This window comes from Mycobacterium sp., assembly GCF_965277065.1.
Lineage (GTDB): Bacteria > Actinomycetota > Actinomycetes > Mycobacteriales > Mycobacteriaceae > Mycobacterium.
Genome location: NZ_CBDIBT010000016.1, coordinates 190,966 through 217,715, shown reverse-complemented (window position 1 = coordinate 217,715; position 26,750 = coordinate 190,966). Strand labels below are relative to the sequence as shown.

27 protein-coding genes, 1 tRNA gene and 1 other RNA gene are annotated in these 26,750 nt (G+C 65.8%); 15 read left to right on the top strand and 14 right to left on the bottom strand.

The features are described from left to right. Positions 1-166 precede the first annotated feature (166 nt). A complete protein-coding gene (locus tag ACQY5A_RS06830; RefSeq protein ID WP_428339624.1) occupies positions 167-1,246 on the bottom strand; it encodes an ATP-dependent DNA ligase in 1,080 nt (359 codons plus the stop codon). Positions 1,247-1,284: 38 nt separating this feature from the next. On the opposite strand from ACQY5A_RS06830, the gene ligD reads away from it, so the two are divergent. Beyond that, positions 1,285-2,310: a non-homologous end-joining DNA ligase gene (ligD, locus tag ACQY5A_RS06825; RefSeq protein WP_428339623.1), complete on the top strand. Its 1,026-nt coding sequence runs from the start codon at positions 1,285-1,287 to the stop codon at positions 2,308-2,310. Here the strand turns inward: ligD and ACQY5A_RS06820 are convergent. Next, on the bottom strand, positions 2,307-2,942 hold the full coding sequence (locus ACQY5A_RS06820) for a cutinase family protein (protein ID WP_428339622.1): 636 nt from the start codon (positions 2,940-2,942) through the stop codon (positions 2,307-2,309). The genes ligD and ACQY5A_RS06820 overlap by 4 nt on opposite strands. Positions 2,943-2,979: 37 nt before the next feature. Then, positions 2,980-3,834: a phytanoyl-CoA dioxygenase family protein gene (locus ACQY5A_RS06815; protein ID WP_428339621.1), complete on the bottom strand. Its 855-nt coding sequence runs from the start codon at positions 3,832-3,834 to the stop codon at positions 2,980-2,982. A gap of 93 nt (positions 3,835-3,927) precedes the next feature. Here ACQY5A_RS06815 and ACQY5A_RS06810 point away from each other — a divergent pair, with 93 nt between their 5' ends. Together ACQY5A_RS06810 and ACQY5A_RS06805 are read left to right on the top strand one after the other, a co-directional pair. Then, the gene (locus ACQY5A_RS06810) at positions 3,928-4,317 is read left to right on the top strand and encodes a PPOX class F420-dependent oxidoreductase (protein ID WP_428339620.1); all 390 of its coding nucleotides are present in this window, start codon (positions 3,928-3,930) and stop codon (positions 4,315-4,317) included. Positions 4,318-4,370: 53 nt separating this feature from the next. Beyond that, on the top strand, positions 4,371-4,880 hold the full coding sequence (locus tag ACQY5A_RS06805; protein ID WP_428339619.1) for a DUF5078 domain-containing protein: 510 nt from the start codon (positions 4,371-4,373) through the stop codon (positions 4,878-4,880). Positions 4,881-4,884: 4 nt separating this feature from the next. Here ACQY5A_RS06805 and ACQY5A_RS06800 read toward each other — a convergent pair whose 3' ends face one another. Beyond that, positions 4,885-5,568 (bottom strand): TetR family transcriptional regulator, encoded by a 684-nt coding sequence (locus ACQY5A_RS06800; RefSeq protein WP_428339618.1) that lies wholly within the window; start codon positions 5,566-5,568, stop codon positions 4,885-4,887. Positions 5,569-5,833: 265 nt separating this feature from the next. On the opposite strand from ACQY5A_RS06800, the gene ACQY5A_RS06795 reads away from it, so the two are divergent. Genes ACQY5A_RS06795 through ACQY5A_RS06780 form a run of 4 tightly spaced genes read left to right on the top strand, consistent with a single transcriptional unit; the run spans position 5,834 to position 10,136 of the window. Beyond that, a complete protein-coding gene (locus ACQY5A_RS06795; protein WP_428339929.1) occupies positions 5,834-6,256 on the top strand; it encodes an MmpS family protein in 423 nt (140 codons plus the stop codon). Continuing rightward, on the top strand, positions 6,253-9,177 hold the full coding sequence (locus tag ACQY5A_RS06790; protein WP_428339617.1) for an RND family transporter: 2,925 nt from the start codon (positions 6,253-6,255) through the stop codon (positions 9,175-9,177). Before ACQY5A_RS06795 ends, ACQY5A_RS06790 begins: the two co-directional genes overlap by 4 nt. Positions 9,178-9,198: 21 nt before the next feature. Further along, positions 9,199-9,894: an SDR family NAD(P)-dependent oxidoreductase gene (locus ACQY5A_RS06785; RefSeq protein WP_428339616.1), complete on the top strand. Its 696-nt coding sequence runs from the start codon at positions 9,199-9,201 to the stop codon at positions 9,892-9,894. Positions 9,895-9,917: 23 nt separating this feature from the next. Beyond that, entirely contained in the window at positions 9,918-10,136 is a 219-nt protein-coding gene (locus ACQY5A_RS06780) for a hypothetical protein (RefSeq protein WP_428339615.1), read from the top strand. Between the two features lie 26 nt (positions 10,137-10,162). Here the strand turns inward: ACQY5A_RS06780 and ACQY5A_RS06775 are convergent, their stop codons facing one another. Both ACQY5A_RS06775 and ACQY5A_RS06770 read right to left on the bottom strand, forming a co-directional pair. Continuing rightward, complete coding sequence (locus ACQY5A_RS06775) at positions 10,163-13,093, bottom strand: RND family transporter (protein ID WP_428339613.1); 2,931 nt, start codon at positions 13,091-13,093, stop codon at positions 10,163-10,165. Next, positions 13,090-13,638: an MmpS family transport accessory protein gene (locus tag ACQY5A_RS06770; RefSeq protein ID WP_428339612.1), complete on the bottom strand. Its 549-nt coding sequence runs from the start codon at positions 13,636-13,638 to the stop codon at positions 13,090-13,092. Before ACQY5A_RS06770 ends, ACQY5A_RS06775 begins: the two co-directional genes overlap by 4 nt. A gap of 212 nt (positions 13,639-13,850) precedes the next feature. Here ACQY5A_RS06770 and ACQY5A_RS06765 point away from each other — a divergent pair, with 212 nt between their 5' ends. Then, positions 13,851-14,183: a DUF732 domain-containing protein gene (locus ACQY5A_RS06765; RefSeq protein ID WP_428339611.1), complete on the top strand. Its 333-nt coding sequence runs from the start codon at positions 13,851-13,853 to the stop codon at positions 14,181-14,183. 7 nt (positions 14,184-14,190) lie between these two features. Here the strand turns inward: ACQY5A_RS06765 and ACQY5A_RS06760 are convergent, their stop codons facing one another. The 3 genes from ACQY5A_RS06760 to ACQY5A_RS06750 all read right to left on the bottom strand — a co-directional run bounded on the left by ACQY5A_RS06760 (position 14,191) and on the right by ACQY5A_RS06750 (position 16,202). Beyond that, a complete protein-coding gene (locus ACQY5A_RS06760) occupies positions 14,191-15,246 on the bottom strand; it encodes an NAD(P)H-dependent amine dehydrogenase family protein (protein WP_428339610.1) in 1,056 nt (351 codons plus the stop codon). 39 nt (positions 15,247-15,285) lie between these two features. Continuing rightward, the gene (locus ACQY5A_RS06755; protein ID WP_428339609.1) at positions 15,286-16,044 is read right to left on the bottom strand and encodes a hypothetical protein; all 759 of its coding nucleotides are present in this window, start codon (positions 16,042-16,044) and stop codon (positions 15,286-15,288) included. 73 nt (positions 16,045-16,117) lie between these two features. Further along, positions 16,118-16,202 (bottom strand) — tRNA-Ser (locus ACQY5A_RS06750). A gap of 61 nt (positions 16,203-16,263) precedes the next feature. On the opposite strand from ACQY5A_RS06750, the gene ffs reads away from it, so the two are divergent. From ffs to ACQY5A_RS06730, 4 genes are all read left to right on the top strand, one after another. Beyond that, positions 16,264-16,360, top strand: an RNA gene (gene ffs, locus ACQY5A_RS06745) — signal recognition particle sRNA small type. A 22-nt stretch (positions 16,361-16,382) separates the two neighbouring features. Continuing rightward, complete coding sequence (locus tag ACQY5A_RS06740) at positions 16,383-17,672, top strand: aminotransferase class I/II-fold pyridoxal phosphate-dependent enzyme (RefSeq protein ID WP_428339608.1); 1,290 nt, start codon at positions 16,383-16,385, stop codon at positions 17,670-17,672. 127 nt (positions 17,673-17,799) lie between these two features. Further along, entirely contained in the window at positions 17,800-19,659 is a 1,860-nt protein-coding gene (locus ACQY5A_RS06735; RefSeq protein ID WP_428339607.1) for a DNA polymerase III subunits gamma/tau, read from the top strand. A 79-nt stretch (positions 19,660-19,738) separates the two neighbouring features. After that, positions 19,739-20,176, top strand: coding sequence for an SRPBCC family protein (locus ACQY5A_RS06730; protein WP_428339606.1), 438 nt, complete (start codon positions 19,739-19,741; stop codon positions 20,174-20,176). Here the strand turns inward: ACQY5A_RS06730 and ACQY5A_RS06725 are convergent. Further along, positions 20,173-20,889 (bottom strand): Rv3717 family N-acetylmuramoyl-L-alanine amidase, encoded by a 717-nt coding sequence (locus tag ACQY5A_RS06725; protein WP_428339928.1) that lies wholly within the window; start codon positions 20,887-20,889, stop codon positions 20,173-20,175. The two genes, ACQY5A_RS06730 and ACQY5A_RS06725, sit on opposite strands and share 4 nt — an antisense overlap. Positions 20,890-21,062: 173 nt before the next feature. Between ACQY5A_RS06725 and ACQY5A_RS06720 the strand changes: the two genes are divergently transcribed. Both ACQY5A_RS06720 and recR read left to right on the top strand, forming a co-directional pair. Continuing rightward, positions 21,063-21,395: a YbaB/EbfC family nucleoid-associated protein gene (locus ACQY5A_RS06720; protein WP_428339605.1), complete on the top strand. Its 333-nt coding sequence runs from the start codon at positions 21,063-21,065 to the stop codon at positions 21,393-21,395. Then, a complete protein-coding gene (gene recR / locus ACQY5A_RS06715) occupies positions 21,395-22,006 on the top strand; it encodes a recombination mediator RecR (protein ID WP_428339604.1) in 612 nt (203 codons plus the stop codon). Before ACQY5A_RS06720 ends, recR begins: the two co-directional genes overlap by 1 nt. 176 nt (positions 22,007-22,182) lie before the next feature. Here recR and ACQY5A_RS06710 read toward each other — a convergent pair whose 3' ends face one another. Both ACQY5A_RS06710 and ACQY5A_RS06705 read right to left on the bottom strand, forming a co-directional pair. After that, the gene (locus ACQY5A_RS06710) at positions 22,183-22,887 is read right to left on the bottom strand and encodes a type 1 glutamine amidotransferase (RefSeq protein WP_428339603.1); all 705 of its coding nucleotides are present in this window, start codon (positions 22,885-22,887) and stop codon (positions 22,183-22,185) included. Beyond that, entirely contained in the window at positions 22,880-24,109 is a 1,230-nt protein-coding gene (locus tag ACQY5A_RS06705) for a MurT ligase domain-containing protein (protein WP_428339602.1), read from the bottom strand. Before ACQY5A_RS06705 ends, ACQY5A_RS06710 begins: the two co-directional genes overlap by 8 nt. Positions 24,110-24,182: 73 nt before the next feature. Between ACQY5A_RS06705 and ACQY5A_RS06700 the strand changes: the two genes are divergently transcribed. Beyond that, positions 24,183-25,178: a DEDDh family exonuclease gene (locus ACQY5A_RS06700; RefSeq protein ID WP_428339601.1), complete on the top strand. Its 996-nt coding sequence runs from the start codon at positions 24,183-24,185 to the stop codon at positions 25,176-25,178. Positions 25,179-25,231: 53 nt separating this feature from the next. Here ACQY5A_RS06700 and ACQY5A_RS06695 read toward each other — a convergent pair whose 3' ends face one another. Beyond that, a complete protein-coding gene (locus ACQY5A_RS06695; RefSeq protein ID WP_428339600.1) occupies positions 25,232-25,801 on the bottom strand; it encodes a class F sortase in 570 nt (189 codons plus the stop codon). A 65-nt stretch (positions 25,802-25,866) separates the two neighbouring features. Then, a complete protein-coding gene (locus tag ACQY5A_RS06690) occupies positions 25,867-26,730 on the bottom strand; it encodes a DUF4397 domain-containing protein (RefSeq protein ID WP_428339599.1) in 864 nt (287 codons plus the stop codon). Between the last annotated feature and the right edge of the window lie 20 nt (positions 26,731-26,750).

Here is a 26,750-nt window from a genome sequence, read left to right as displayed (position 1 = left end):
GCCGCGCCCACCGAACAGTCGCGCCGGACACCAATGAATCACCGACCGCGGCGAGGTGGACTGCACCATCACCTATGGTGGCTGCCAACCCGGCACCGTCGACGGGGATCTCGCCCTTGCGGGCTGGTGAAGAAGACACCCCCGCAGAGCCAATAGCGATCGTGCATTAGCTTTCGTCTTTCCTGGTAAGCCCGGGGATGATGTCGCCCAGCCCGAAGTTGAGCGGTTTTTCGAGTTGCGCGTAGGTGCACGACGCGGGCTCGCGGTCTGGCCGCCAGCGATTGAACTGCGCGGTGTGGCGGAACCGCTCACCTTCCATGTGGTCGTAGCGCACTTCGACCACCTGCTCGGGCCGCATCGGCACGAACGACAGATCCTTGCCGGCGTTCCAACGGGAGAACTCGTTCTTGCGCGGCGTTCGCTCGCCCGCTTCGTGCGCCGCCCAATTCCACGGGTGACGGTCGAAAGTCGTTACCAGCGGCTGTAATTCGGTGAAAAGCCGCCGCCGTTCGGCCATCGGGAACGCCCCGATCACGCCGACCGACGCCAGGGTTCCGTCGTCCTTGTACAGCCCGAGCAGCAGCGAGCCGATCGCGTCGGCACCGGACTTGTGCACGCGGTAACCGGCCACCACGCAGTCGGCGGTGCGCTGATGCTTGATCTTGAACATGATGCGTTTGTCCGGCTGATAGGTGATGCTCAGCGGCTTGGCGATGACGCCGTCCAGGCCGGCGCCCTCGAACTCGTCGAACCAGCGCTGCGCGGTGTCGGGATCCGTTGTCGCGGGTGTGACGTGAAACGACGGGCCCACGCCGTCGAGCGCGTCGACCAACGCCGCACGGCGCTCGGAGAACGGCCGGCGGGTGTAGTCTTCGTCGCCGAGAGCCAGCAGGTCGAAGGCGATGAACGACGCCGGGGTCTTCTCGGCTAGCATCCGCACGCGCGAATCTGCCGGGTGGATGCGCTGCTGCAGCGCCTCGAAGTCCAGGCCGTGATCGGTGGCGATGACGATCTCACCGTCGATCACGCAGCGCTTCGGCAACTCGGCCGCGGCTGCCGCGACCAGTTCGGGGAAGTACCGGGTCATCGGCTTCTCGTTGCGGCTGCCGACCTCCACCTGCTGGCCGTCGCGGAAAAGGATCGACCTGAACCCGTCCCACTTGGGTTCGTACGACGCGTCCGGCGGGATCGACGTCACCGATTTGGCCAGCATTGGCGAAACCGGCGGCATAACAGGCAACTCCATCCCCACATTGTGCGCGCGTCGTGTGCTGCAATCGGGAGATGGCATCCCCAGCGGAGGAAATCGACGTCGACGGGATCGCGGTCCGGCTGACCAACCCGGACAAGATCTACTTCCCGAAGCTGGGGTCCGGCGGCACCAAGCGACGACTCGTCGACTACTACCGGGCCGTCGCCGCCGGTCCCATGCTGGCGTCGTTGAAAGACCGGCCGACGCATCTGCAGCGATTTCCCGACGGCGTCGACGGGGAGGAGATCTACCAGAAGCGAATCCCGCAGCACCATCCTGACTACCTCGAGACGTGCCGGATCACCTTCCCGTCCGGCCGGACCGCCGACGCGCTGCGGGTGACCCACCCGGCCGCGATCGTCTGGGCGGCGCAGATGGGCACCATCACGTTGCATCCGTGGCAGGTCCGATGCCCGGACGCCGAGCACCCCGACGAGTTGCGCGTCGACCTGGACCCGCAGCCGGGTACCGGTTTCGACGAAGCGCGCACGGTGGCCGTCGACGTCCTGCGGCCGCTGCTCGACGAACTCGGTCTGGTCGGCTATCCCAAGACCTCCGGCGGTCGCGGCGTCCACGTCTTCGTGCGGATCAAGCCCGACTGGGACTTCATCCAAGTGCGCCGCGCCGGCATCGCGCTGGCGCGAGAGGTCGAGCGCCGCGTCCCCGATGCGGTGACGACGTCCTGGTGGAAGGAAGAACGCGGCAAGCGGATCTTCATCGACTTCAACCAGAACGCCCGCGACCGCACCTTCGCGTCGGCGTATTCGGTGCGGCGCACCCAGATTGCGACGGTGTCGATGCCGTTGACATGGGCCGATCTGGCCGGCGCCAATCCCGACGACTACACCATCGCGACAGCGGCCGAGCTGGTGGCCAACCGTGACGACCCGTGGGCCGAGATCGATTCGGTCGACCAGTCGATCGAGTCGCTACTGGAGATGGTCGCGGCCGACGAGGAGAACGGGCTCGGCGACCTGCCGTACCCGCCGAACTATCCGAAGATGCCCGGCGAGCCGAAACGTGTTCAGCCGAGCAAAGATACGGACCGCAAGCGTTAGAGCCTGCCCGCCACGAAGGTCGCGGCCTGGTTCGTCGCGTCTGGGACATATCCCAGGTGCGCGATGATGTTGCCGCCCTCGGCGCAGATGTTGTCGTTGGGTAGGCAGATGTCGATTGTCTTCGATGCCCAAGCGGGATCCAGTGGCGGAACCTGGTTGTCCGCCAAACCTTTTGCGTAGTTGCTCTGCGGATTTCCGAAGAGGGCAACGGCCGCAACATGATTGGCGACCTGGGGGGACAGCTGGTGGCTGGTCAGGTCGGCGACACCGGCGCCCTGCGAGTATCCGCCGATGACGATCTTGGTCTTCGGGCAGTTCGCGGCGGTGGCCTGCACGTGCGCGACCTCGGTGGCGGCACCGGTCTTGGCGCTGCTGATGTAGTCGGTGGTCGACGGGTAGTCGAGCGGATAGAGGGTGATCGCCTTGCCAGGCAGTTGATTGGTGAGCGAGTCGAAGAACGCCTGGCCCGGTCCGCCGGGACCGACCGGCTCGCCGGTGCCGCGCGCAAACACCACTTCGGCGTCCGGGCAGCCGTCCGCCGAGGCGACTGGCGTCACTGCGGGCGCGTGCGCGGAGGTCAAGACCAGGAGCGGCGCGATGGCAATGCCGCGGGCGAAGCTGCGTCTCGTCATGGAGGGAATGTTGCCATCCCCCGGTGAGCGGCGCGCGCTACTGGTCTTCCAGCAGTCGCAGCGGGTGCAGACCGTCGACCGCGCCGACGAACGGCGGGTGAATGCTGTAGCCCAGCATGCGGCGAACGTCGTCCGACACCGTGCGGGCGATGTCGCGCGACACCGACAGCGTGAACGCCTCCATCGGCCGCAGCCACGGCTGGCAGTACTGCGCGGTAACGGCCAACCGGTCGGTGTCGGTGGTGTTGGCCCCGCCGCCGTGCCAGAGCGTGCCGACGAAGAACACGCACGAGCCGGCCGGCATCACCACCGGCACCGCCTCGTCGTCCGGCCCCGGCCGCCGCTTACCCCAGCGATGGCTGCCCGGATAGAGCACCGTCGCGCCGTTGTCGGCGGTGAAGTCGTCGATCGCCCAGATCGTGGCGGCGGCCAACGGGTCCCGGGGGCGGGGGACCGGGTAGAAGCCGTCGTCGTGGTGGGCCAGTTGCGCGGTCTCGCCGGGCTGAATGTTGATCGCCTGCAGCGCCGAGAGCAGGTAGTTCGGCATCAGCAGGCGATCCAGTGCGGCCAGCACCCGTGGGTGCTCGACCACCGGGTTACACAACCGGGTCCGGCTCAGCACGCTGTAGATGCGCTGGGTACGTCGTCCCTCGAAGGTGTTGCGTCCGGTGTGCCCGAGCCAGGGTCTGACTTCGTCGCGGATCTGGCTGCACTGCTCGGGGGTGAGCAGGTTCTCCCAGATCAGGTAGCCGTCGCGGTCCAGCGCCGCGGCGTCGGCGTCGACGACTGCCGGGTCCACCGTGGTGCCCCCGCTGGGTGTCCATCTATACCGGAGCGCGAGGTCGCCCCGGAGGTCTTCGAGAGTCGTGACGGACTCGTCGTCGATGGTCATCTGCGCTTGTCCTTCGTCTGTGCACACAGTAAGCCGAGTCCGCAGCAACGTCACGCATTCGGCGGATCGTTCATTTTTAGCTATAAATAGGGCGTGGCCACAACCTTTGCCGACGTCATCAAGTCCAAGTACCTGCTGCTGACCACCTTTACCAAGGACGGTCGCCCGAAGCCGACCGCGATCTGGGGTGTGCCCGAGGACGGCAAGCTGCTGGTGATCACCGACGACGGATCGTGGAAAACCAAGCGGATCAAAAACACCCCACGGGTGACCATCGCCAAGAGCGGGTCACTGGGCAAACGCAAGAGCGACGACGTCGAGGGCATCGCGCTGGTGTTGCCGAAATCGGAGACCCGCCGCGTCTACAACGCGGTCCTGAAGCGGTATTGGTACCACGCCCCGTGGTTCTACGTGCACTCGGTCGTGCGGGGTGGAATCGACAAGGTTCACGTGGGTTTAGAGATCACACCGCCCATTGGTTAGCCAGGCTTCCCACGCGTTGCGCGCTGCCGTGATCGGAGCGTTATAGTAGCCGCATGCGTCTTTACCGTCTGAGCCTTTTCGTTCGCGCCGGCGTTGCGATGCTCGCCCTCGGTGCCGCCGCCGCCATCTTCCCGCCGGCAGCGCTGGCGGACCCGGATCTGGAGCCATCAGGCCCTAACCGCACCTACAACGACTCGACCGACGACTTCCCCATCCCCCGGCGGATGATCGCGACTAGCTGCGACGCCGAGCAAATTCTTGCCGCCGCACGGGATTTCTCGCCGGTGTATTACCAGCGGTACATGATCGACTACAACAATCATCCGAACGTCCAACAGGCAACGGTAGATAAGGCGCACTGGTTCTTCTCGCTGTCGCCGGCGGACCGCCGGCAGTACTCGGCCAACTTCTATCCGCCGTTGGGCTCCGGCGGCGATCCGCTGTGGTTCGCCTGGCCCAACCACTTCAAAATCTTCTTCAACAACAAAGGCGTCGTCGCCCATGAAACCGAGAACTGCATGAACTATCCAAAAGGCGACATGTCGCTGTGGAACTGGTACTGAGCGCTCAGTCCTGCTGAGCCAGTAAGCCGACACACGTCGCGGTGATCAGCCGCGTCACGGCGGCGGTGAAATCGATCTTCCAGTCGGGCGGGACGTCCGTACGCTTCGCGTACTCGTCGGCCAGTCTCTTCGGCGGATTCGCCATCTGCCACATCGGTGCGGCCAGCGAATACGACGCAAGCAGGACGTCGAACGCCCCCGAACGTCCCAGCCCGGGCAGCGCGTTCTCGATTGCATCGGTCAGCGAAATCACCGCGGCATTACTGACCTGTTTGAACTCGACAACCCTGTCGAGTTCAACCTCGTGTTCGAGGTGCAGATGCAGGTTGGCGAGCAGGTCGCAGAACAGCGGGTCGGCCGCCAACCCATTGGCCAAAGCCTCGGCGACCCGGGCCGGAGACTGATCACCAGGCTCGGACAGGCTCGCGCACACGGTGGCCGAGAAGCGGGCCCAACCTTCGGCAGCCAGATTCAGCAGCACCTCTTTGTGTGAGGTGAAGTAGCGCCGCACCGCGGAGTAGTGCACGCCGGCCCGGCTCGCGACGTCCGTCAGGGTCACCGACGCGACACCGGACTCCAGCGCCAGTGAGCGCGCGGCTTCCACAAGCGCTGCGGCCCGCTGACGTTTTTTGTCCTCGGTGCGGGCGCGCTGGAACGTGAGCGGCGGCACCGCGCGAGGATAGCGCACACGGACGCATTGCGGGCCGTTGGAGAACCCGGTAGCGTCCGCTTACGCACACAACATGCGTTAATGCTGAATCGCTGTTCCGGTGAGGTGAGGAGGCGACAATCCGGGGTGCGCGCGTGGTTTACTCGTCGTGATCCGGCGGTGCCGTGAAGCTCACGTGAGCGCCCTGAGACGCCAGGCCGATCGGCGGGCGAATATCTTCGAGTAGTCAAGACGTCGCCGACCAGGGAAGCGGCAACGGGTGAAGGGGTTTTCGATTATCAGGGTGCTGGAGCGGGTGTGGATTCCGCTCGTCATTGCGATAGTGATCGGGCTCGGGGGTTTCACCGTGGCCCGGATCCACGGCATCTTCGGCTCCGAGAGGCGTCCCCAGTACTCCGACAGCGGGACCGACGACAGCAAGCCCTTCAACCCCAAGCGGATCACCTATGAGGTGTACGGGCCGCCCGGCACCACGGCGGACATCAGCTACTTCGACACCAACGCCGACCCGCAGCACGTCGACGGCGCCAAGCTGCCCTGGACCCTGAACATGACGACGAAGGCGGCGTCAGTCGTGGGAAACATTGTGGCGCAAGGTAACAGCAACTCGCTGGGCTGCCGCATCATCATCGATGACGTGGTCAAGGCCGAGCGGGTCACGAACGAAGTGAACGCGTTCACCTACTGCGTTCTCAAGGGCGCATGAACAGCCACGAGGCGGGCGCCGACACGGCCACCCGGCCCCGAGCCCCGAGGCTGATCCGTCGGTTCGCGGTGCCTATCATCTTCGCCTGGCTGGGGATCATCGTGCTGATGAGCGTGGCCGTCCCGCCGCTGGAGCAGGTCGCCGAGCAACGGCAGGTTTCACTGAGCCCCAAAGATGCACCGTCGGTGCAGGCGATGGAGGTCACCGGCAAGAAGTTCAAGGAGTCCGACTCCGACAACTTCGCGATGCTCGTTCTGGAAAGCGATAACAAGCTCGGCGACGATGCGCATAACTACTACGACAGCATCATCAAGCAACTGCGTGCCGACCCGACGCACATTCAGCACGTCCAGGATTTCTGGGGTGATCCGCTCACGGCGCCGGGTGCCCAAAGCCCAGACGGCAAGGCGGTTTACGTTCAGCTCAACCTCGCCGGCAATCAGGGGACGACGCTGGCTGAGCAGTCGATCGCCGCAGTCCGCCACATCGTCGACCGGACGCCCCCACCCAAGGGTGTCGTCACCTATGTGACGGGTCCCTCGGCGTTGGTGTCGGACATGCATCACAGTGGCGACAGCACGCTGGTCAAGATCACCATAGTGACGATGCTGGTGATTTTCACCATGCTGCTGCTGGTCTACCGCTCCGTCCGCACTGTGGTGCTCCTGCTGATCACGGTCTTCATCGAATTGACCGCGGCCAGAGGAATAGTCGCGTTTCTCGGCTACCACCAGCTCATCGGGCTCTCGACGTTCGCCGTCAACTTGTTGGTGTCGCTGGGAATTGCGGCAGGCACCGACTACGCGATCTTCTTCTTCGGGCGCTACCAGGAGGCGCGCCAGCACGGCGAGAGCCGTGAAGACGCGTTCTACACGACGTATCACGGTGTCGCCCACGTGGTGCTCGCGTCAGGCCTGACGATCGCGGGTGCCACCTTCTGCCTGAGCTTCTGCCGGATGCCGTACTTCCAAACCATCGGTGTCCCTTGCGCAGTCGGCATGATCGTCGCCGTCGCCGTTGCGCTGACCCTGGTGCCGGCCGTCATCGTGGTCGGCGGTCGCTTCGGATTGTTCGATCCGCAACGGCGGATCAGCACGCGAGGCTGGCGGCGCGTCGGCACCGCCATCGTCCGGTGGCCGCTGCCGATTCTCGCCGCGGCGTGCGGGATCGCGCTGATCGGTCTGCTGACCCTGCCGGGGTACCAGACCAGCTACAACGACCGGCTCTACATCCCGCACAACATCGCCGCCAACAAGGGATACGACGCCGCGGAGCGACACTTCTCCCAGGCCCGGTTGATGCCGGAAGTCATGATGGTCGAGGCTGACCACGATCTGCGCGATCCGGCGGACTTTCTGGTGCTCGACAAACTCGCCAAGGGCATCTTCCGGGTGCCCGGAGTCTCACGCGTGCAAGCGATTACGCGCCCAGAGGGCACGGCGATGGAGCACACGTCGATCCCGTTCCAGATGAGCATGCAGAACGCCGGGCAGGTGCAGACGATGAAGTTCCAGAAGGCCCGCATGGAAGACATGCTCAAGCAGGCCGACGAGCTCGAAGACACGATGAACCGGATGAGGCACATGTACGGCCTCATGCAGACACTGACCAGCGTCACGCACAAGATGATCGGTGAGACACGGGAAATGCAAGCCGTCACCGAGGAATTGCGTGATGACGTCGCCAACTTCGAAGACTTCTACCGGCCGATCCGCAGCTACTTCTACTGGGAGAAGCACTGCTACGACATCCCGGTCTGCTACTCGCTGCGGTCCATCTTCGACGCCGTCGACGGTATCGACGAGATCGATGACAAGTTCCAAATCCTGACGAACGATTTCGGTCAGCTCGATGCGCTGATGCCGCAACTGATCACGGAGTTCCCGCCGATGATCGACAGCATGGAGAACATGCGAGGGATGATGCTGACCATGCACAGCACCATGTCGGGCATCTTCAATCAGATGGACGACATGAGCACCAACGCGAACGCGATGGGTCACGCATTCGACCAGGCGAAGAACGACGATTCGTTCTACCTGCCGCCGGAAGTGTTCCAGAACAAGGACTTCAAGCGAGCGCTCAACAACTTCTTCTCACCGGACGGCAAGGCGGTGCGGTTGATCATCTCGCACCGGGGAGATCCCGCGTCGCCGGAAGGCATCGCGCGCGTCGCCTCGATCCGGGAGGCCGCCGAGGAGTCGCTCAAGGGCACCCCACTGGAGGACGCCAAGATCTACCTCGCCGGCACCGCGGCCACCTTCAAGGACTGGAAGGACGGCTCCAAGTACGACCTGATGATCGCCGGAATCGGTTCGCTCTGCCTGATTTTCATCATCATGCTGATCATCACCCGGAGCCTGATCGCGGCGATGGTGATCGTGGGCACGGTGGCAATTTCGCTGGGCGCGTCCTTCGGTATGTCTGTGCTCGTGTGGCAGTACCTGCTCGGCATCAAACTGCACTGGATGGTGCTGGCGATGTCGGTGATCGTGCTGCTCGCTGTTGGATCCGACTACAACCTGCTGCTGGTCTCCCGGTTGAAAGAGGAGATCCCCGCCGGATTGAAGACGGGCATCATCCGCGCAATGGGTAGCACCGGCAAGGTCGTGACGTCCGCCGGTCTGGTGTTCGCGTTCACGATGGCTTCGATGGTGGTCAGCGACCTGCGCATCATCGGTCAGGTCGGTACCACTATCGGTCTGGGACTGCTGTTCGACACGTTGGTGGTCCGCTCGTTCATGACGCCGTCCATCGCCGCGCTACTCGGTCGCTGGTTCTGGTGGCCGATCAACGTGCGTCCGCGACCAGCCAGCACCATGTTGAGGTCCAGCGGGTCCCGTCCCGCGGTGCGGTCGCTGCTCGGTTCGAGTGTCAGCGAGGACGAGCACACCGCGCCGTTGCCGAAATCCCCTGCCTGACAAGCTAACCAAGGAGACGGCATGACGACGGTATTCATCACCGGTGGTCATGCCGGCATCGGGCTCGAGTGCGCGAGGCGACTCGCGGCCGGCGGATTCAACATCGTTCTTGCCGGCCGCAGCCCCGCGGCAATGCAGGCGGTCGCCGACGAGCTGCGCGAAGGAGGCGACATCGACGTTGCCACAGTCGAACTCGACCTCTCGTCGCTGGAGTCGGTACGCAGCGCGGCGGCCCACTGCACGCAGATGATCGAGCGCGGCGAGACAGAGCCGCTGCACGCCTTGATCTGCAACGCCGGCGGTCGCTTCGACGGGCAGGTGAAGTACAGCCCGGAGGGCTACGAGCTGACCTTCGCGACGAACTGCCTCGGCCATTTCCTTCTGGTCGACCTGCTGCTGCCGGTGGTGTCCGCGGATGGTCGGGTCGTGTTCACCGCCAGCGGCACGCATGACCCGGAGACTATGGACGGCAAGCTGGTCGGTGCGGCAGCCGAGCCGAACGCCGATGCGCTCGCCAACGTCGGCAAGGACGGGGAGAAGCCGTTGTCGGTGGGCAAGCGATACTCGACGTCGAAACTCTGCACCGTGATGTATGCCTATGAGCTCGCCAGGCGTCTCGACCGCGCGGCAGTTCGATCGCCTCGATCGCTTACGACCCGGGGTCGGTGCCGGAGACCGGCCTGTCGCGGAATTTACCGAAAGCTGTTCAGTACGTAGCGAAGTCGTCGCTGATGGAGTGGGTGTCCAGGCGCATCGGCATCACCACGTCGACGCTCGCGTTTTCCGGCGCCGCACTCGCGGACATCGCCGTGGACCCGCAGTACGCCTCCGGGTCGGGCAAGTACTTTCAGGCCCAGGACGGCACGTTGTCAGATGTGCGGTCCTCGATGGCGTCCTACGACGAGCAGCGTGCGCTCGCGTTGTGGAACGACTCGAAGCGCCTCGTCGGCCTCGGCTGACGAATCAGCCTGTCGCTCAGAGCAACTTAGACCTTCTCCACCACTCCGGCTTCGGTCTCGTCTTCGAGGGTGCGGTGCGTCAGCTCACGCACCGCCGGACGCGATCCGTATGGCTGCAGCATGATGCTGGCCGGGCGCGGGCGCACATGCTGAGGCCACCAGAACCAGCGGCCGAGCAGGGTGGCCAGCGACGGTGTCATGAACGATCGCACGATCAGGGTGTCGAACAACAGACCCAACGCGATCGTGGAGCCAACCTGGGCCATCACCTTCAGCGGACTGAAGGCGAACGTGGCCATCGTGGCGGCGAATACCAACCCGGCGGAGGTCACCACCGAGCCCGAGCCTGCCATGGCGCGGATCGTGCCGGTTTTGAGCCCGGCCTGGATTTCCTCTTTGAACCGGGATATCAGTAGCAGGTTGTAGTCCGATCCGACCGCCATCAGCAGGATGATCGCCATCGCCAGCACCATCCAGTGCAGCTTCATCCCGAGGATGTACTGCCAGAGCAGCACGGAGAGCCCGAACGACGCGCCCAAAGATACCAGCACGGTACCGACGATCACGAACGCCGCCACCACGCTGCGGGTGATGACCAGCATGATGACGAAAATCAAAGTAGCCGCCGCGATTCCGGCGATCATCAGGTCGACGTTGGAACCGTCGTGCATGTCCTTGTACGTTGCCGCGGTGCCGCCGAGGTAGACCTTGGCGCCCTCCCACGGGGTGCCCTTGATGGCCTCGTGCACGGCCTGCTTGATCGGCTCGATGTGGCTGATGCCCTCAGGGGTCGCCGGGTCGCCTTCGTGCGAGATGATCAACCGGACGGCGTGGCCGTTGGGTGAGATGAACTGCTTGAGGCCACGGGCAAAGTCCGGGCTCTTGAACGCCTCCGGCGGAAGGTAGAACGTGTCGTCGTTCTTCGCTTTGTCGAACGCGTCGCCCTGCGCGGTGGCGTTGTCGGACTGCGCTTTCGCCTGGTCGTTAAGACCCTTGGTCGTCGCATAGTTCGACATGATCGTGTCGAGGTTCGCTTGCTGGCTGGCGATTTGCGGCGGGATCAGCGCAACGAGTCTTGGCTGAATCTTGTCGAGCTTGTCGAGGTTGGCGCTGAGGTTCTCGATATTCTCGCTCACTTGGTCGATGCCGTCGAGCGCGTTGAAGATCGACCGGAGTGTGTAGCAGGCCGGGATGTCGAAGCAGTGTTTCTCAAAGTAGAAGTAGCTGCGGATAGGGCGGAAGAAATCGTCGAAGTTGGCGATGTCGTCGCGCAACGCCTCGGTGATTTTCACGGTTTCTTTGGTGAGCTTGGTGGTTTCGTGCGTGGTGTCGCTGAGCTCTTGGGTGGTCTGCATCTGCTCATGCAGGGTCGCCATCGTCTTGTGCAGCTCGTCGGCTTGCTTGAGCAGGTTCTTCGCCTGCTCCTCTTGGTAGTGCTGCGTCTGGATGCGGCCCGCGGCCTGCGAGCCCATCTGGAAACCAAGGGTGCTGTGGTCGAGCGGCGTGCCCAACGGCCGGGTGATCGTCTGCACGCGACCGATGCCGGGGATGTGGAAGACCGCTTTGGCGACCTTGTCCAGGACGATGAAGTCGGCCGGGTTACGCAAGTCGTGATCGGTCTCGATCATCAACAATTCGGGATTCAGCCGGGCTTGGTCGAAATGCCGGTCCGCCGCGGCATAGCCGAGGTTGGCCGGGGTGTCCGGCGGCAGGAAGTGACGGTTGTCGTAATCCGTTTCGTAGCCGGGAAGGGCGAGCAGACCGATCAATGCGATCGCGATCGTCACCGCGAAAACCGGTGCGGGCCAGCGGACGATGGCGGTGCCGATGCGTCGCCAGCCCCGGGTCTGCAACCTTCGTTTCGGATCCAGCAGCTTGAAGAACGATGCCACCGTGAGTACTGCTGGGGCCAAAGTCAACGCCGCCAAGACCGCGACGATCATGCCGACGGCACAGGGCACGCCGAGTGACTCGAAATACGGCAACCGGCAGAAGCTCAAGCAATACATCGCGCCGGCGATCGTCAGGCCCGACCCCAGCACGACATGGGCTGTGCTGTGGAACATCGTGTAGAAGGCTTCTTCGCGTGTCTCGCCCGAACCGCGGGCCTCATGGTAGCGGCCGACAACGAAGATCGCGTAGTCCGTTCCGGCCGCGATCGCCAACAGCACCAGTATGTTGTTGGCGAACGTCGAGAGCCCCATGATCCCGTAGTTGCCCAGCACCGCGACGACTCCGCGGGATGCGAGCAACTCGACGAAGACCATGAACAGCATGATGAAGACGGTGCTCACCGATCGGTAGACCCACAGGAGCATCACCAGAATCACCAGGAGGGTGACGAGCGTGACTTTCGCGACGCCTTTCTCACCCGCATGGGACTGGTCGGCAAACAACGGACCTGCCCCGGTCACGTAGGCCTTGATCCCCGGCGGCGCCGGCACCGAGTTCACGACCTTGCGGACGGCCTCGGTGGACTCGGTGGACTGGCCGCTGCCCATGTTGCCGGCGAGGTAGACCTGGACGTACGCGGCTTTTTGGTCGTGGCTCTGGGAGCCCGCGGCGGTCAGCGGATCACTCCAGAAGTCCTGGATGTGCTGAACGTGTTTCTTGTCTTGCTCGAGTCGCTTGACGATCTCGTCGTAATAGCGGTGCGCATCCGCCCCCAGCGGCTTGTCGCCCTCCAGGAGGATCATTGCCGAACTGTCGGAACTGAACTCGTTGAATGTTTTTCCAACGCGCATCATCGACTGGAATGACGCCGCGTCTGTGGGACTCTGCGACACCGAATGGTTCTTCGAGACCTCCTCGAGCTGCGGGGCCACCGTATTGGTCACGAAAACAATGGCCAGCCAGACCAGGACGATCGGCACCGCGAGCCGGTGGATCATCCGCGGCAGGAACGGCGGGATCAGCGGCTGGTCGGCGCGCGGCGCAGCCTGGGTGGTCTCACTCATGCGGACTTGTCCAGGCAGTAGACGAACGCATTCACGTTCTCGACGGCGTCCGAGCGATTCGGAGCCTTGACGACGTCACCGCTCCCGTCGTGCTTGTTCACGATGAACTGGCAGGCGATCCAACTGCCGTCTCCTTGCGCTACCACGTTGGCCGGGATGCCGGGTTTCGTTGAACTCAATACTTTGCTCCAGGGCAACGGCACGTTGAGGGCCTGCTCCGGGTGGGAGTTTTCATCGAGGTAGTTGATGGTTGCCGTGCTGCCCGGCGGGCCCCAGACCTCCAGCGTGATCGTCTTGGCGTTGAACGAGTCGAGGACCTCGCCCGACGTGCCGCCACCGAACGAGCCGCGGTGAACACCGAAGATGCCGTGCAAGCGGTGGACGACAAAACCTGCGAGCGCGATGACGACAACGACCGTCAGAACCAGCCAGAATCGGCTGAGAAGCCCCTTGCGCTTGGTGCGTTGCGGGGCAACCGTCTTACCGCCGTCACCAGCGGAACCCGGGGTCTTCAATGGCTCGGTCCTCGGCTCAGTGGTCGTCATAGGCGCTTCAATTCCTAACCAGGGGCGAAGGCTGCTCAACTAATTAGCCTGTGTGTAACCTTAGCTACTCTAATCGGAATAGGCGACTAGAAAGAAACCGGATGGGGCCGGTGTTGTAGACCGTAGCGCGAGCCCGGACCGGTGGCTCGGTGAGCCGAAGGGGAGCAGTGACGATGCGCGGACGCAGACTCGACAGAGGTAGGATTCAGCCCATGAAGCTCACGGGGTTCGCGGTCGCAGCCGTGGCCGCAGCGATCAGCCTGTCCGGGCCGGCCAACGCCGACCCAGATATCGACTTCGACAACCTGATCGGTAGCAAGTACGGCATCTATGGGCCACATGACTACAACCCGTACCTGGCCAAGATTTCCTGCCATCGCCTGGGTGCCGGCGTGGATCCCGACGCCGCGGCAACCGCACGCTTTTTGTCCCATAACCTGCCGCGAGGCACCACGCAGGTACAGACGTACCAGTTCCTCGGCTCGGCGATCAGCATTTACTGCCCCGATCTCCAGGGCAAGCTGCAGAACATTCCAGGGACCTGAACCGCTCTTAGGTTTTGACGAACCCTCGCGGCAGCGTCAGCGGCAGATCTGCGTAGGTCGCGATACCCGGCGCCGCCGCGACGACAGCGGGGATCGCGTTGATCGCCGGCACCGCGGTCATGATGTGCCCGAGGTCCATGAATTCCTCGATCGTGGTGGCCTCGAAATACGGTGGCGGCAGGAAGCCGACCTTGGTGGTCACCGTGGGCTGGCCGTCGACCTGGATGACCCAGCCGTCACCGTCGATATTCCAGTCCGGGTCGAGCGTCTGGCCTTTGCGCCACCGGACGTTGAGGTCGATGACGGTCGTGCCGTGGAGGATTCCTTGCCAGCTGATGTAGACCCCCGCCACGCACCCCGCGGGAATAGTCCACGATGCCATCTCGAGATCGGCTGTGGTCTGGGCGAATTCGGACTCACACCGGATGTCGTCGAGTTCGATGCCGAGTGCATCACCCACCAGCGCGACGGCCTCGGCGAAGATCGCGGTGCCCTTGGCAGCCATCGCGTGCAGGTCAGGCTGGTCGATCGGTTGGCCGAAGCCGACCGGCTTCTCGGTGTCCGGTGAGTCGTAGAACGTGGTGTCGGCGGCTTCGTTGACGGTCACCTTGTCGACCCGGTTGCACACCATCGCCGAGACGATGGCCAGCAATTCGGCGAAGCCGGGGCTGACGCCGGATCCGAAGATCGTCGAGCCACCCTTCTCGCAGGCCGCGATGAGCCGGTCGCGGCCGGCGCCGAGGTTCTTGCCGGTAATAAAGGATGCGGTCGTCACGACGTTGACGCCGGCGGACAAGATGCGGACCAACTCGTCGACGTCGATCCACATCGGGTTGTAGACAACACAATCCGGCTCCGACGCGAGCAGAGCGTCGACGTCGTTGGTGGCCGCGATACCCAGCGGCTTGATGCCGACCAGCTCGCCGGCATCGCGGCCCGCCTTCTCCGGTGACCAGGCGAAACATCCCACCAGTTCCAGCAGCGGGTTGTCCGCGATGGATTTCAGGGAGCTCCTGCCGACGTTTCCGGTGTTCCACTGCACTACGCGATAAGTGTTTGGCACTCGCTCAGCATAGGCAGCCGGCGGTGAACCGGGAATGGCTTACTCGTCGACGGTCACGCCGCGGCGCGATCGCCGGCGACGATGCGTTCCTGATTTGCCGGACGGGCGCCGATTACGGAGTCCGCCGGACTCGGTTTCGGCGTCATCGGAGTCTTCAGCGTCCGCGGAATCCTTGGAGTCCTCTGGGTCCTCGACAGCCGGAGCCACCTGCGCCTCGGTTTCGGCCGCTGTCGACTCGGCATCGGCCGTGTCGACGGCGGCCTCTTCGGAGGCTTCGGCCTCGGTGTCGTCGGCTTCGTCGCCCTCGCCCTTCTTGCCGCGACGTCCGCGCTGCCGCTTCTCTTTTTTGGGCTTGATCGGCTTCGGCGGCGGAGGCGGCAGCTCGGCCACAAACGACAGATGAAACGCGGCCATGCCGAGCAGGGCGATCGCGGCGGCGGCGCCGTAGACGCCGAACAGCCACTGTCCGACGCTGGCCAGGCTGAGCCAGATCTCGCCGATCGCGGTGCCGACGATCAGCACGCCGGCCGCGACATGGGCCACCGCGGACCACGTCCGCAGCGTCAGCGCCAGTGCGGGCGTGCCGAACTCCGGCTTGCGCAACTCCAGCAAGGTGAATACGACCGGCAGAGCGGCCAAGGCAATCAGCACACCGGCGGCGATCCGGGCGACGGTGCCCAGGCCGTGCGAGGTGTCACCGACCAACTCGGGCCAGCGCGGCAGCACGAAGAAGAAGTAGAGGACGCCGGCGGCGACCGAGAGCGTCGCGTGCCAGAAGATCGCGGCCCTGCGTCGCATGCTCCTCCTCGAGCTGGTAATCCGGAAGCGACCAGACCCTACCAATTGGGCTGGTCACGTCCCGGACTAAGGGCGGAGGATGCGGGATTTGAACCCGCGAGGGCGTTAACCCAACCCGCGTTCCAGGCGAGCGCCATAGGCCACTAGGCGAATCCTCCGTCGGCCATGGTAGCCGAGCGCAGGTGTCAGCGATCCCGGCCCGCTCGAGTATTAGACTCTCGGTGGACCCCGCGCGGCGTCCATCCTGTGAACTCCCCCAGGGCCGGAAGGCAGCAAGGGTCAACGGGCTCTGGCGGGTGCGCGGGGTCCCCTAACTTTGTAGAAACATCGGAAGGCGGATGGTGTCGTACGGCTCGTTCAGTTCCCTAGGCCGTACCGACCTCGAGGCGTTGCATGCCCGCCACCAAGAGGATTACGCCGAGCTGCAGTCCAAGAAGCTGGCCCTCGACCTCACCCGCGGGAAGCCCTGCAGCGAGCAACTCGATCTGTCCAACGCTCTACTCGGCCTGCCCGGCACGGAGTACCGCGACGGCGATGGCACCGACACCCGCAATTACGGCGGACAACACGGTCTGCCTGAGCTGCGAGCCATCTTCGGCGAACTGCTCGGCATCCCGGTGCAGAACCTGATCGCCGGCAACAACGCCAGCCTCGAGCTGATGCACGACGTGATCGTGTTCTCGATGCTCTACGGCGGCATGGATTCGCCGCGCCCCTGGAAGGACGAGGCAGGAATCAAGTTCCTGTGCCCGGTGCCCGGCTATGACCGGCACTTCGCCATCACCGAAACCCTCGGCATCGAGATGATCCCGATCCCGATGCGCGAGGACGGTCCGGACGTCGACGTGATCGAAGAGCTGGTCGCTGTCGACCCGGCCATCAAAGGACTGTGGGCGGTCCCGGTGTTCGCCAACCCCACCGGACTGAGCTACTCCTGGGAAACAGTCCGTCGGCTCGTTCAAATGCGTACGGCCGCAAGTGATTTCCGGATTTTCTGGGACAACGCCTACGCGGTGCACACGCTGACACTGGATTTCCCCCGCCCGATCGACGTGCTGGGCCTGGCCGCAGCGGCGGGCAATCCGAACCGGCCGTATGTCTTCGCGTCGACGTCGAAGATCACTTTCGCCGGTGCCGGCGTCAGCTTCTTCGGCGGATCGCTGGGCAACATCGCCTGGTACCTGCAGTACGCCGGCAAGAAGTCGATCGGGCCCGACAAGGTCAACCAGCTTCGGCACTTGCGCTTCTTCGGCGACGCCGACGGTGTGCGCCTGCAGATGCTGCGTCACCAGCAGTTGCTGGCCCCGAAATTCGCGTTGGCATTGGAAATTCTCGACAAGCGACTGAGCGATTCCAAGATCGCCTCGTGGACCGAGCCCGAAGGCGGGTACTTCATCAGCCTCGACGTACTGCCCGGCACGGCGCGGCGCACGGTCGCACTGGCCAAGGACGCCGGCATCGCGGTCACCGAGGCGGGCGCGTCGTTCCCGTACCGGAAAGACCCGGACGACAAGAACATTCGCATTGCGCCGACGTTCCCGCCCGAGTCCGATCTGCGTGACGCGATCGACGGACTGGCGACCTGTGCCCTGCTGTCTGCCAGCGAATCTCTGCTGAAGCAGGACTAGCTGCGCGTTCACCCTGCGTTGGCGGCGAATAAGCACGAGTGAACTGCGCCCTGACCGCAGACTCAACACGTCGCTTCGACTCCGCCCCGCCCGGTAGTAGTCACCGGCCCTCGGTAGCCTTCTGTCCGTGGCTCTTTACCGGAAATACCGCCCCGCGAACTTCGCCGAAGTGGTGGGGCAGGAGCACGTCACCGTGCCACTCTCGACGGCGCTGACCGCCGGCCGAATCAATCACGCTTACCTGTTCTCCGGCCCACGTGGGTGCGGCAAGACGTCCTCGGCGCGCATCCTGGCCCGCTCGCTGAACTGCGAACAGGGGCCGACGGCGACGCCCTGCGGGGTCTGCGACTCCTGCGTCGGCCTGGCGCCCAACGGGCCCGGCAGCATCGACGTGGTCGAACTCGACGCGGCCAGCCACGGTGGCGTCGACGACACCCGTGAGCTGCGGGACCGCGCGTTCTATGCGCCGGCCCAGTCACGCTACCGGGTGTTCATCGTCGACGAGGCGCACATGGTGACCACGGCCGGGTTCAACGCGCTGCTCAAGATCGTCGAGGAGCCGCCCGACCACCTCATCTTCGTGTTCGCTACCACCGAGCCGGAGAAAGTGCTGCCAACCATCCGCTCGCGCACGCACCACTACCCGTTCCGGCTGTTGGCGCCGCGGACGATGCGCGGACTCGTCGAGCGGATCTGCGCGCAGGAGGACGTGGTCGTCGACGACGCCGTCTTCCCGCTGGTGATCCGCGCCGGCGGTGGCTCGCCGCGCGACACGTTGTCGGTGCTCGATCAGCTGCTGGCCGGCGCCGACGGAAATCGGGTCAACTATCAGCGGGCGCTCGGGCTGCTGGGTGCCACGGACGTGGCCCTGATCGACGAGGCCGTCGACGCGCTGGGCGCCGGGGATGCTGCGGCGACGTTCGGCGCGGTGGAATCGGTGATCGACGCCGGTCACGACCCTCGTCGTTTTGCCACCGATCTGCTGGAGCGGTTCCGGGATCTGCTTGTCCTGCAGGCTGTTCCGGATGCCACGACTCGCGGGGTGGTCGATGCGCCCGAGGACGTGCTGGATCGGATGCGCGAGCAGGCGGCCAGGATGGGCCCGGCGACGCTGACCCGCTACGCCGAGGTCGTGCACGCCGGCCTGACCGAGATGCGCGGCGCGACGGCGCCGCGCCTGCTGCTCGAGGTGATCTGCGCCCGGCTGTTGCTGCCGTCGGCCAGCGACACCGAACCGGCTCTGCTGCAACGTGTCGAGCGGATCGAGACCAGGCTGGACATGTCCATCCCGCAGACCGACCAGCCGGTGCAACAACCCGCGTTCGTGCGATCGTCCGCTGCGCCCGCCCAGCCGTCACCGCCGCCTCCGGTCGTGGCTGCCGAACCGGAGCCCGCGCCCAGTCCTCCTGAGCCGGCACCGGCTGAGACCACCCCGGTGGAGCCCGCCCCGGTCGAGGAGATCGCACCGGCGGTGGGCTCGGCCGAACCGAACGCGCCCGCCGTCCGCACCTTGTGGCCGACGGTGCGTGACAAGGTACGGCAACGCAGCCGCAGCACCGAGGCAATGCTGGCCGACGCCACCGTTCGCGCGGTCGAGGGCGACACCTTGGTGTTGAGCCATGAATCGGCACCGCTGGCCAAGCGGTTGAGCGAACAGCGCAACGCCGACGTCATCGCCGAGGCACTCAAAGATGCGCTGGGCGTCAATTGGCGGGTGCGCTGTGAAGCCGGCGGACCGGCCGCGGCGGCTGCACCCGAGGCACCGCCCGCGCCGCCGACTCCAGTCGAGCGTCCTCACCGAGTGGTCCCGCCGCCTTCGCCGGCCGAAGCGACGGCCGATGACGAATCGGATCAGCGTGCCGAGGAAGAAAGCCTGCTGGCCGAGGCCAATCAGGACGACGCGTCGGCTCCGCGCCGCGATCCCGAAGAAGCCGCGCTGGAGCTTCTGCAGACCGAACTGGGCGCGCGCCGGATCGACGACCCGTAGAACGCCGTGCGCCTGAGGATCGAGCGGCCACCTATACGCTGGTCGGGCGATACCAGCCCGCGCAGAGGAGTTACGTCTAATGGGACACGTCAGTGCAGCCAGCACGATCCTGATCAATGCTGAGCCCGGCGCCGTGCTGACCGCCGTTGGTGATTATCGGGAAGTCCGGCCGAAGATCCTGTCCTCGCACTACCACGACTACCGGGTGCTCGAAGGCGGACAGGGGCAGGGAACCGTCGCCAGTTGGAAGCTGCAGGCCACCAAGTCACGCGTGCGCGACATCAAGGCCAGCGTGGATGTCGCCGGCCACGCCGTCATCGAGAAAGACGCCAACTCGACCCTGGTCACCAACTGGACGGTGGCTCCCGCCGGACCCGGCTCCAGCGTCACGGTCACCACGACGTGGACGGGCGCCGGCGGAGTGAAGGGGTTCTTCGAGAAGACTTTCGCGCCGCTCGGCCTGAAGAAAATTCAGGCCGAGGTGCTGGCCAATCTGAAGAAGGAAATCGAAACCTAGTGGGCGGCGGCCTGGCCCCCGAGGAAGGCTGCGACACCGCGGGCCACCGCGTCGGCGTATTTCTGCCGTCCGTCGGGGCTTTCCATCAGCGCTGAGTCGACCGGGTTCTTCATGTTGCCACATTCGACCAGGACCGAGGGGTACTGCGCCAAGTTCAGTCCGGCCAGGTCTGAACGCCCGTAGAGGCCGTCCTGGCCGATGTAGCTGGCCGGCGGAATGCCCGATGCCTGCATCTGGTCACGCATGACCCGGGCGAACTGAACCGCGGGCCCGGCCTGGGCCGGGTTGAGCGGCGGCGCCGAGTAGTTGACGTGAAAACCCCGTCCGCCCGGCGGTCCGCCGTCGGCATGGATGCTGACGATCGCGTTCGGGTGCAACGCGTTGGCCATCGCGGCGCGCTGGTCGACGCAGGGCCCGACGGTCGAGTCGTCGCCGCGCGACATCGCTGTCCGCGCACCCAACGCGCTGAGCGCGGCGCGAAGACGCAGGGTGGTGTCCCAGGTGAAGGTGTGTTCCGGGTAGCCGTCGTTGGTCGTGGTTCCGCTGGCCTGGCAGTCCTTGGTGCCGCCGCGGCCGGTGGGCACCTGACGGCTGATGGATCCGTCGTTGGCGCCGTTGTGACCGGGATCGAGGAACACGATCATGCCGGCGATGCTGCCGGGTGCGGCCGTCGCGCTCGGCGGGGCCGGGGTGACGGTAACGAGGGTGATCATGCCCACCGCGGCCAAAGCCGCAGAGGCCGCGCCACGCAGGCGACAGGGGACACGCAGTCGGTGAGGTATGCGCACGCCGCCACGTTAGCCCTGCGCCGTCTACGCTTGGAACTCTGAACCGCCCGCACCGCGCAGGCGCAATCAAGTCGATACCAATACGCAAGGGGACTGTCATGCAACCCGGAGGCCAGCCCGACATGTCGGCCTTGCTCGCGCAGGCTCAGCAGATGCAGGCGAAGCTGATGGAGGCTCAGCAGCGGCTGATCGACTCCGAGGTGGTGGGCAAAGCCGGCGGCGATCTGGTGGAAGTCACCGTCAAGGGCAGTGGAGAGGTGATCGCGGTGAAGATCGACCCCAAAGTCGTCGACCCCGACGACGTCGAGACGCTGCAGGACTTGCTGGTCGGCGCGCTCGGTGACGCCGCCCAGCAGGTGACCACTCTCGCGCAGCAACAGCTCGGACCGCTGGCCGGCGGGATGGGTTCACTAGGCGCACCGCAGGGCTGATGTTCGAAGGACCGGTCCAGGATCTGATCGACGAGCTCGGCAAGCTGCCGGGTATCGGGCCAAAGAGCGCCCAGCGCATCGCTTTTCACTTGCTGTCGGTTGAGCCGCCGGACATCGACCGGCTGACCGCGGTGCTGGCCAAGGTCCGCAACGGCGTGCGATTTTGCGCAGTGTGCGGCAACGTCTCCGACGACGAGCGCTGCCGCATCTGCGCGGACCCGCGCCGCGACGGTACGCAGGTCTGCGTGGTCGAAGAACCCAAGGACATCCAGGCCGTCGAGCGCACCCGCGAATTCCGTGGGCGCTACCACGTGCTGGGCGGTGCACTGGATCCGCTGTCCGGTGTCGGGCCGGACCAGTTGCGGATTCGCGAGTTGCTGAACCGGATTGGCGAGCAGATCGACGGGGTCGACATCACCGAGGTGATCATCGCGACCGACCCGAACACCGAAGGCGAAGCGACGGCCACCTACCTGGTCCGGATGCTGCGCGACATTCCCGGCCTGACCGTCAGCCGGATCGCCTCCGGTTTGCCGATGGGCGGCGACCTGGAATTCGCCGACGAGCTGACCCTGGGGCGCGCGCTGACCGGCCGCCGCGCCATGGTCTGAGCTCCGCGAAACAGCAGCCGTCACATCGGCAACTCTGGCACCTGGGCGAGGTCACGCTCACTGTTTCGAAACGTGACCACATGCGATATCACCACGGTCCGCGATATCGCATGTGGTCATGAAACGGAAAAAGAGTGCCCCCGACCTCTAGTACCCGCGAGGCTGGTGTGACGAAGCTAAGCCCGCAACCGTTCCCGTCGCAGCAGCTCCACTTCGGGTAGATCCAGCGGCGTAAGGTCACCGACCACCTTGCCGAGTAGTAGGTCGGCGAACTCGGGATTGCGGGCCAAGCAGGGTCCGTGCATGTAGGTCGCGAACACGCTGCCCTGCACCGCGCCGTCGATGCCATCGCCCAAGCGGTTGCCGGCGCCCCTGCGCACCGCGCCGAGCGGCGCCGCTGCATTGCCGAGAACCGTTCCGCCCCGGTGGTTTTCGAAGCCGGTCAACGGCGCGGTCAACCCGGCCAGCAGCGGCGCGGTGACCAGCTCGCCGATCGTGCGCGTGGGCTGCGGCGTGGTGGTCAGGTCGAGCAGACCCACACCGTCGACCCGCTCACCCGCCGACGTCTCGTACCAGTGGCCGAGCACCTGGATGGCCGCGCAGATCGCCAGCACCGGCGCGCCGCGGCCCGCGGCGCGCTGCAGCCCCGGGTAGCGGATCAGGTGCTTGGTGGCCAGCCGCTGCGCGTAGTCCTCGGCACCGCCGAGGGTGTACAGGTCGAGGCTGTCGGGCACCGCATCGGCCAGCGTGATCTCGACGATCTCCGCGGCGATCCCCCGCAGGCGCAGTCGCTGTCGCAGCACCGCCGCATTGCCACCGTCGCCGTAGGTGCCCATCACATCGGGCAGCACCAGGCCGATCCGCGCCGCCGAGTCAGCCATGGCGGGCCAATCGCCGCTGCAACTGCAGGAACGCGGTGTAATTGGCGACCACCTCGACGGGTCCCGGCGGGCACGACGCGATCGCGGCCACGGTGTCGTGCACGAGCGTGTGTTCCACGTCCGCATATCCCAGTCGCACCGCCAGGTCGGTGCCACGTTCGCCGGCCGCTACGACGGACGTTTGCTCGAAGTGTTCGAAGCGCACATCCCACAGCCACGACAAGTCCTCGCCGTCGGGCACCTGCCCGTTGACCGCGATCACCACCCCGGCCGCGTCCTTGCTCACCATCGACAGCGCTTCCTGCCAGCCGGCCGGATTCTTGGCCAACAGCATGCGTACCGCATGCGCGCCGACCTGGATGGTCCGGTACCTGCCGGCGACCTCGTCCACACCGGCCACCGCGGCCACCGCGGCGACCGGGTCGGCACCCAGCGCGCAGGCGGCGGCCACCGCCTGCGCGGCGTTACCGCGGTTCACTGCGCCGGGCAGCGCAAGGTGCATCGGTAGCGCCAATCCGTCTGGGCCGTAGAGGGTTTCGTTGTCGAACCACCATTGCGGGCTGGGCCGCTTGAAGTCGGCACCGGTGGAATACCAGTGCCCGTGGTCGCGGACGATGACCTCGCCGCTGCGCGGGCAGCTGACCGAGTCAGCCGCCCAACTGCCGCCCGCAGCGACCCAGGTCACGTTGGTGTGGTCGTAGGCGGCCGAGGTCATCAGCACGTCGTCACAGTTGGCAACGACCACCGCGCGGGGGTGCGCGGCCAGCCCGGCCCGCAACCGGCGCTCGATCACGTTGATCTCGCCGACACGGTCCAACTGGTCGCGGGACAGGTTCAGCAGGATGACCACGGCCGGCTCAACGGCGTCCGCGACGTGCGGCACGTGCATCTCGTCGACCTCGAGCACGGCCAGCGCAGCGGTCCGGTCCGCGGCCAACGCGGCGATCAGGCCGGCATCCATGTTGGCGCCCTCGGCGTTGGTGGCGACGGCTCCGAGGGTTCGCAGGGCAGCCGCGGTCATCCGGGTGGTGGTCGACTTGCCGTTGGTGCCGGTGACGACGACCGAGCGCCGGCCCGTGCCGAGCTGGCGCAGGATCGAGGAGTCAAGGGTCATCGCGACCAGGCCGCCTATCATCGCCCCGGCTCCGCGGCCGGTCATCCGGGACGCCCAGCGCGCGCCGGCGCCGGCGGCAAGGGCGACTCGTCCCCGGGCGTTGATCACGAAAAAAGGTTATCTCTCCCGACACGGCGCGCAGCGGCCCGGCGATGTCGGCCGGTCGTGAAATCCTCGGTTCATGCGGGACAGTGCGACGGCGCTGAAGGCAGGGCCCTGGGGCCGGCCGGTCACCGAGCCGGGCGCGGGCTGGGCCGTCATCGACGTCGAGACCTCCGGCTTCAAACCCGGCAGCGCCCGCGTCATCAGCCTCGCGGTGCTCGCGCTCGACGCCGACGGCCGCGTCGAGCAGTCCGTGGTCAGCCTGCTCAATCCGGGCGTCGATCCGGGCCCTACCCACATCCACGGCCTGACCGCCGAGATGCTCGAGGACCAGCCGCAGTTCAGCGAGATCGTCGGCGACGTGGTCGAACTCGTCCGCGGTCGAACGCTGGTCGCGCACAACGTCGCGTTCGACTACGGCTTCCTCACTGCGGAGGCCGAACTGGCCGAGGTCGAGCTACCGATCGACAGCGTCATGTGCACCGTCGAGCTGGCCCGCCGCCTGGAACTGGGCACCGAGAACCTGCGGCTGGAGACACTGGCCTCGCACTGGGGCGTGACGCAGCGGCGCGCCCACGACGCATTCGACGACGCCGTGGTGCTGACCGATGTGCTGGCCGCCTCGCTCCAGCGGGCCCGCGAGCGCGAGGTCTGGCTGCCGGTCCGCCCGGTCACCCGCCGGCGCTGGCCGAGCGGCCGGGTCACCCACGAGGAGCTGAGGCCGTTGAAGGTGCTGGCGTCGCGAGTGCCCTGCCCGTACCCGAACCCGGGTCCCTACGTCGACGGCGGGCCGCTGAGGCAGGGTATGCGGGTCGCGCTGGCCGCTGAGGTGCAGCGGACTCACGACGAGCTGGTCGAGCGGATTCTGCATGCCGGTCTGGCCTATGCCGACGCGGTGGACCAGGAAACCTCGCTGGTGATCTGCAACGAACACCGCCCGACTCGCGGCAAGGGTTACCAGGCCCATGAACTGGGTGTGCCGCTGCTGGCCGACACGACGTTCATGAATTGCGTCGGCGCGGTGGCGGGAGGCACCGAGATGGCAGCCGCGGGTGAGCAGTTCGCTTTGTTCTAGCTGCCCAGCTCCTCCGCATCGCTACGCTCTGCATCGTCGCTGGGCGTTTCTAGTCACGCCGCGTACGCAGTGACGACCAGGTTCTCGCTGTAGTTGTGGGTCGACCGGTCGAATGACCCGGTGCAGGTGATCAGCCGGAGTTCCGCCAGCGGGGTCGGTCCGTAGACAAACTGGGTGGGAAAGTCGGTCTTCGAAAAGGCATGCGTGGTGTCGACGACGAAACGATGGCTCTGGCCGTCGCTGGTTTCCACGAGCACCTCGTCACCGCGCCGCAACCTGGGTAGGTGGTAGAAGACCGCCGGGCCGTTGCGCGAATCGACATGGCCCACGATCACCGCCGGACCCTGTTGGCCAGGCACCACGCCGTCGGCGTACCAGCCGGCGTCGGTCCAATGCGGCGGAACGTCGAGGGTGCCGTCGGCCGCCTGATGCAACGGTTCAATGTCGGCGTTCACCCCGATCGTCGGGACGATGATCCGCACCGGATGCGGCCCGGCCCGAACCGGCGTGTGCGCCACCAGAACGGGCCCGGACTCCGACGAGGTGATCGCCGTCGCCGCCGCGAAGTCGGTGTGCCCGGCGGTCCACGCCAGCGCCGCGCTGGCGCCGCACAGCATCGCCATCAACATCATCAGCGTTCGCGAACGCCCGCTCCGATCACGTGAAAGGCGATGTCGCCCGGCAGTAGTCACAGCTGCGTGCGTGGGCGTCGCAAGGCCGCACCGGCCAACGCGACGGTCGCCGCGAACGTCAAGCCCGCGACCGTCCACGCTGCGGCGCTCACCGTCGACCCCCGTCCGGGCGCGGCGGCGGTGCCGCCACCTCCGGTCGCGACCGGCCCGGCCGGCGGTAGATCCGTCCCGACGGCGTCGTCGACGAACCGCACTGAAATGCCCTGCTTGGAGTCGTCCAGCACGACGATGCTGCCGTCGTGGCCGGCGGACAGCGTGATGTTGGTCGTGGCGGTGACTCTGGGGTTATCCGCCGAACTCACGGTCACCGGGAAGCTGCCGGCCGGGAACGGCGCGTAGTCCGTCGTCGCCGCGAACGGCACCCTGTCGCCGAAGACCGGGCCTTTCTCAGCCGCCACATGGGCCGCCGGGGCTCGATCGGCGGCCTGGATGATCCGGACGCGAGACTGGCCGGTCGGTGGCGGAGTCAAGTCGTCCGGCAGGACCCGCCCCTGCAGCGATTTGTTCAACCCGATGGCCATTGCGGTGAACGCGGCCCCGGGCTTGGCGTCGAGTTTCCAGCTGAACACCACCGGAGTGGACGGGCTGGCACCGGCCGGTCGCATACCGACGGTGTACAGGCCCGGCTCGAGGCGTTGGTATTTGCTGACGTCGCCGTACCCGACGTTGGACAACGCCAATGTGGTTGTGCCACCGGCGAAGCTGGTCAGGTAGACGTCCACCGAGGGTGTGTCGGGGGAGAAATGTGCGCCGCGGACCATGGCCGCCTGGCCCGGTGCGGGCGCGGCGCTCGCCGGCGCAACGCTCAACGCGACAGCTGCGACACAGCCCGCCAGTGCCGGAATGGTGTGGGTGTGCATTGCGAACTCCTTCACATTGA

Coding starts and splice junctions, on each gene's coding strand:
- ACQY5A_RS06830 (WP_428339624.1), bottom strand. CDS start 1,246: ATGGAGTTGCCTGTTATGCCGCCGGTTTCGCCAATGCTGGCCAAATCG.
- ligD (WP_428339623.1), top strand. CDS start 1,285: ATGGCATCCCCAGCGGAGGAAATCGACGTCGACGGGATCGCGGTCCGG.
- ACQY5A_RS06820 (WP_428339622.1), bottom strand. CDS start 2,942: ATGACGAGACGCAGCTTCGCCCGCGGCATTGCCATCGCGCCGCTCCTG.
- ACQY5A_RS06815 (WP_428339621.1), bottom strand. CDS start 3,834: ATGACCATCGACGACGAGTCCGTCACGACTCTCGAAGACCTCCGGGGC.
- ACQY5A_RS06805 (WP_428339619.1), top strand. CDS start 4,371: ATGCGTCTTTACCGTCTGAGCCTTTTCGTTCGCGCCGGCGTTGCGATG.
- ACQY5A_RS06790 (WP_428339617.1), top strand. CDS start 6,253: ATGAACAGCCACGAGGCGGGCGCCGACACGGCCACCCGGCCCCGAGCC.
- ACQY5A_RS06785 (WP_428339616.1), top strand. CDS start 9,199: ATGACGACGGTATTCATCACCGGTGGTCATGCCGGCATCGGGCTCGAG.
- ACQY5A_RS06775 (WP_428339613.1), bottom strand. CDS start 13,093: ATGAGTGAGACCACCCAGGCTGCGCCGCGCGCCGACCAGCCGCTGATC.
- ACQY5A_RS06770 (WP_428339612.1), bottom strand. CDS start 13,638: ATGACGACCACTGAGCCGAGGACCGAGCCATTGAAGACCCCGGGTTCC.
- ACQY5A_RS06765 (WP_428339611.1), top strand. CDS start 13,851: ATGAAGCTCACGGGGTTCGCGGTCGCAGCCGTGGCCGCAGCGATCAGC.
- ACQY5A_RS06755 (WP_428339609.1), bottom strand. CDS start 16,044: ATGCGACGCAGGGCCGCGATCTTCTGGCACGCGACGCTCTCGGTCGCC.
- ACQY5A_RS06740 (WP_428339608.1), top strand. CDS start 16,383: ATGGTGTCGTACGGCTCGTTCAGTTCCCTAGGCCGTACCGACCTCGAG.
- ACQY5A_RS06730 (WP_428339606.1), top strand. CDS start 19,739: ATGGGACACGTCAGTGCAGCCAGCACGATCCTGATCAATGCTGAGCCC.
- ACQY5A_RS06725 (WP_428339928.1), bottom strand. CDS start 20,889: ATGATCACCCTCGTTACCGTCACCCCGGCCCCGCCGAGCGCGACGGCC.
- ACQY5A_RS06720 (WP_428339605.1), top strand. CDS start 21,063: ATGCAACCCGGAGGCCAGCCCGACATGTCGGCCTTGCTCGCGCAGGCT.
- recR (WP_428339604.1), top strand. CDS start 21,395: ATGTTCGAAGGACCGGTCCAGGATCTGATCGACGAGCTCGGCAAGCTG.
- ACQY5A_RS06710 (WP_428339603.1), bottom strand. CDS start 22,887: ATGGCTGACTCGGCGGCGCGGATCGGCCTGGTGCTGCCCGATGTGATG.
- ACQY5A_RS06700 (WP_428339601.1), top strand. CDS start 24,183: ATGCGGGACAGTGCGACGGCGCTGAAGGCAGGGCCCTGGGGCCGGCCG.
- ACQY5A_RS06695 (WP_428339600.1), bottom strand. CDS start 25,801: ATGGCGATGCTGTGCGGCGCCAGCGCGGCGCTGGCGTGGACCGCCGGG.
- ACQY5A_RS06690 (WP_428339599.1), bottom strand. CDS start 26,730: ATGCACACCCACACCATTCCGGCACTGGCGGGCTGTGTCGCAGCTGTC.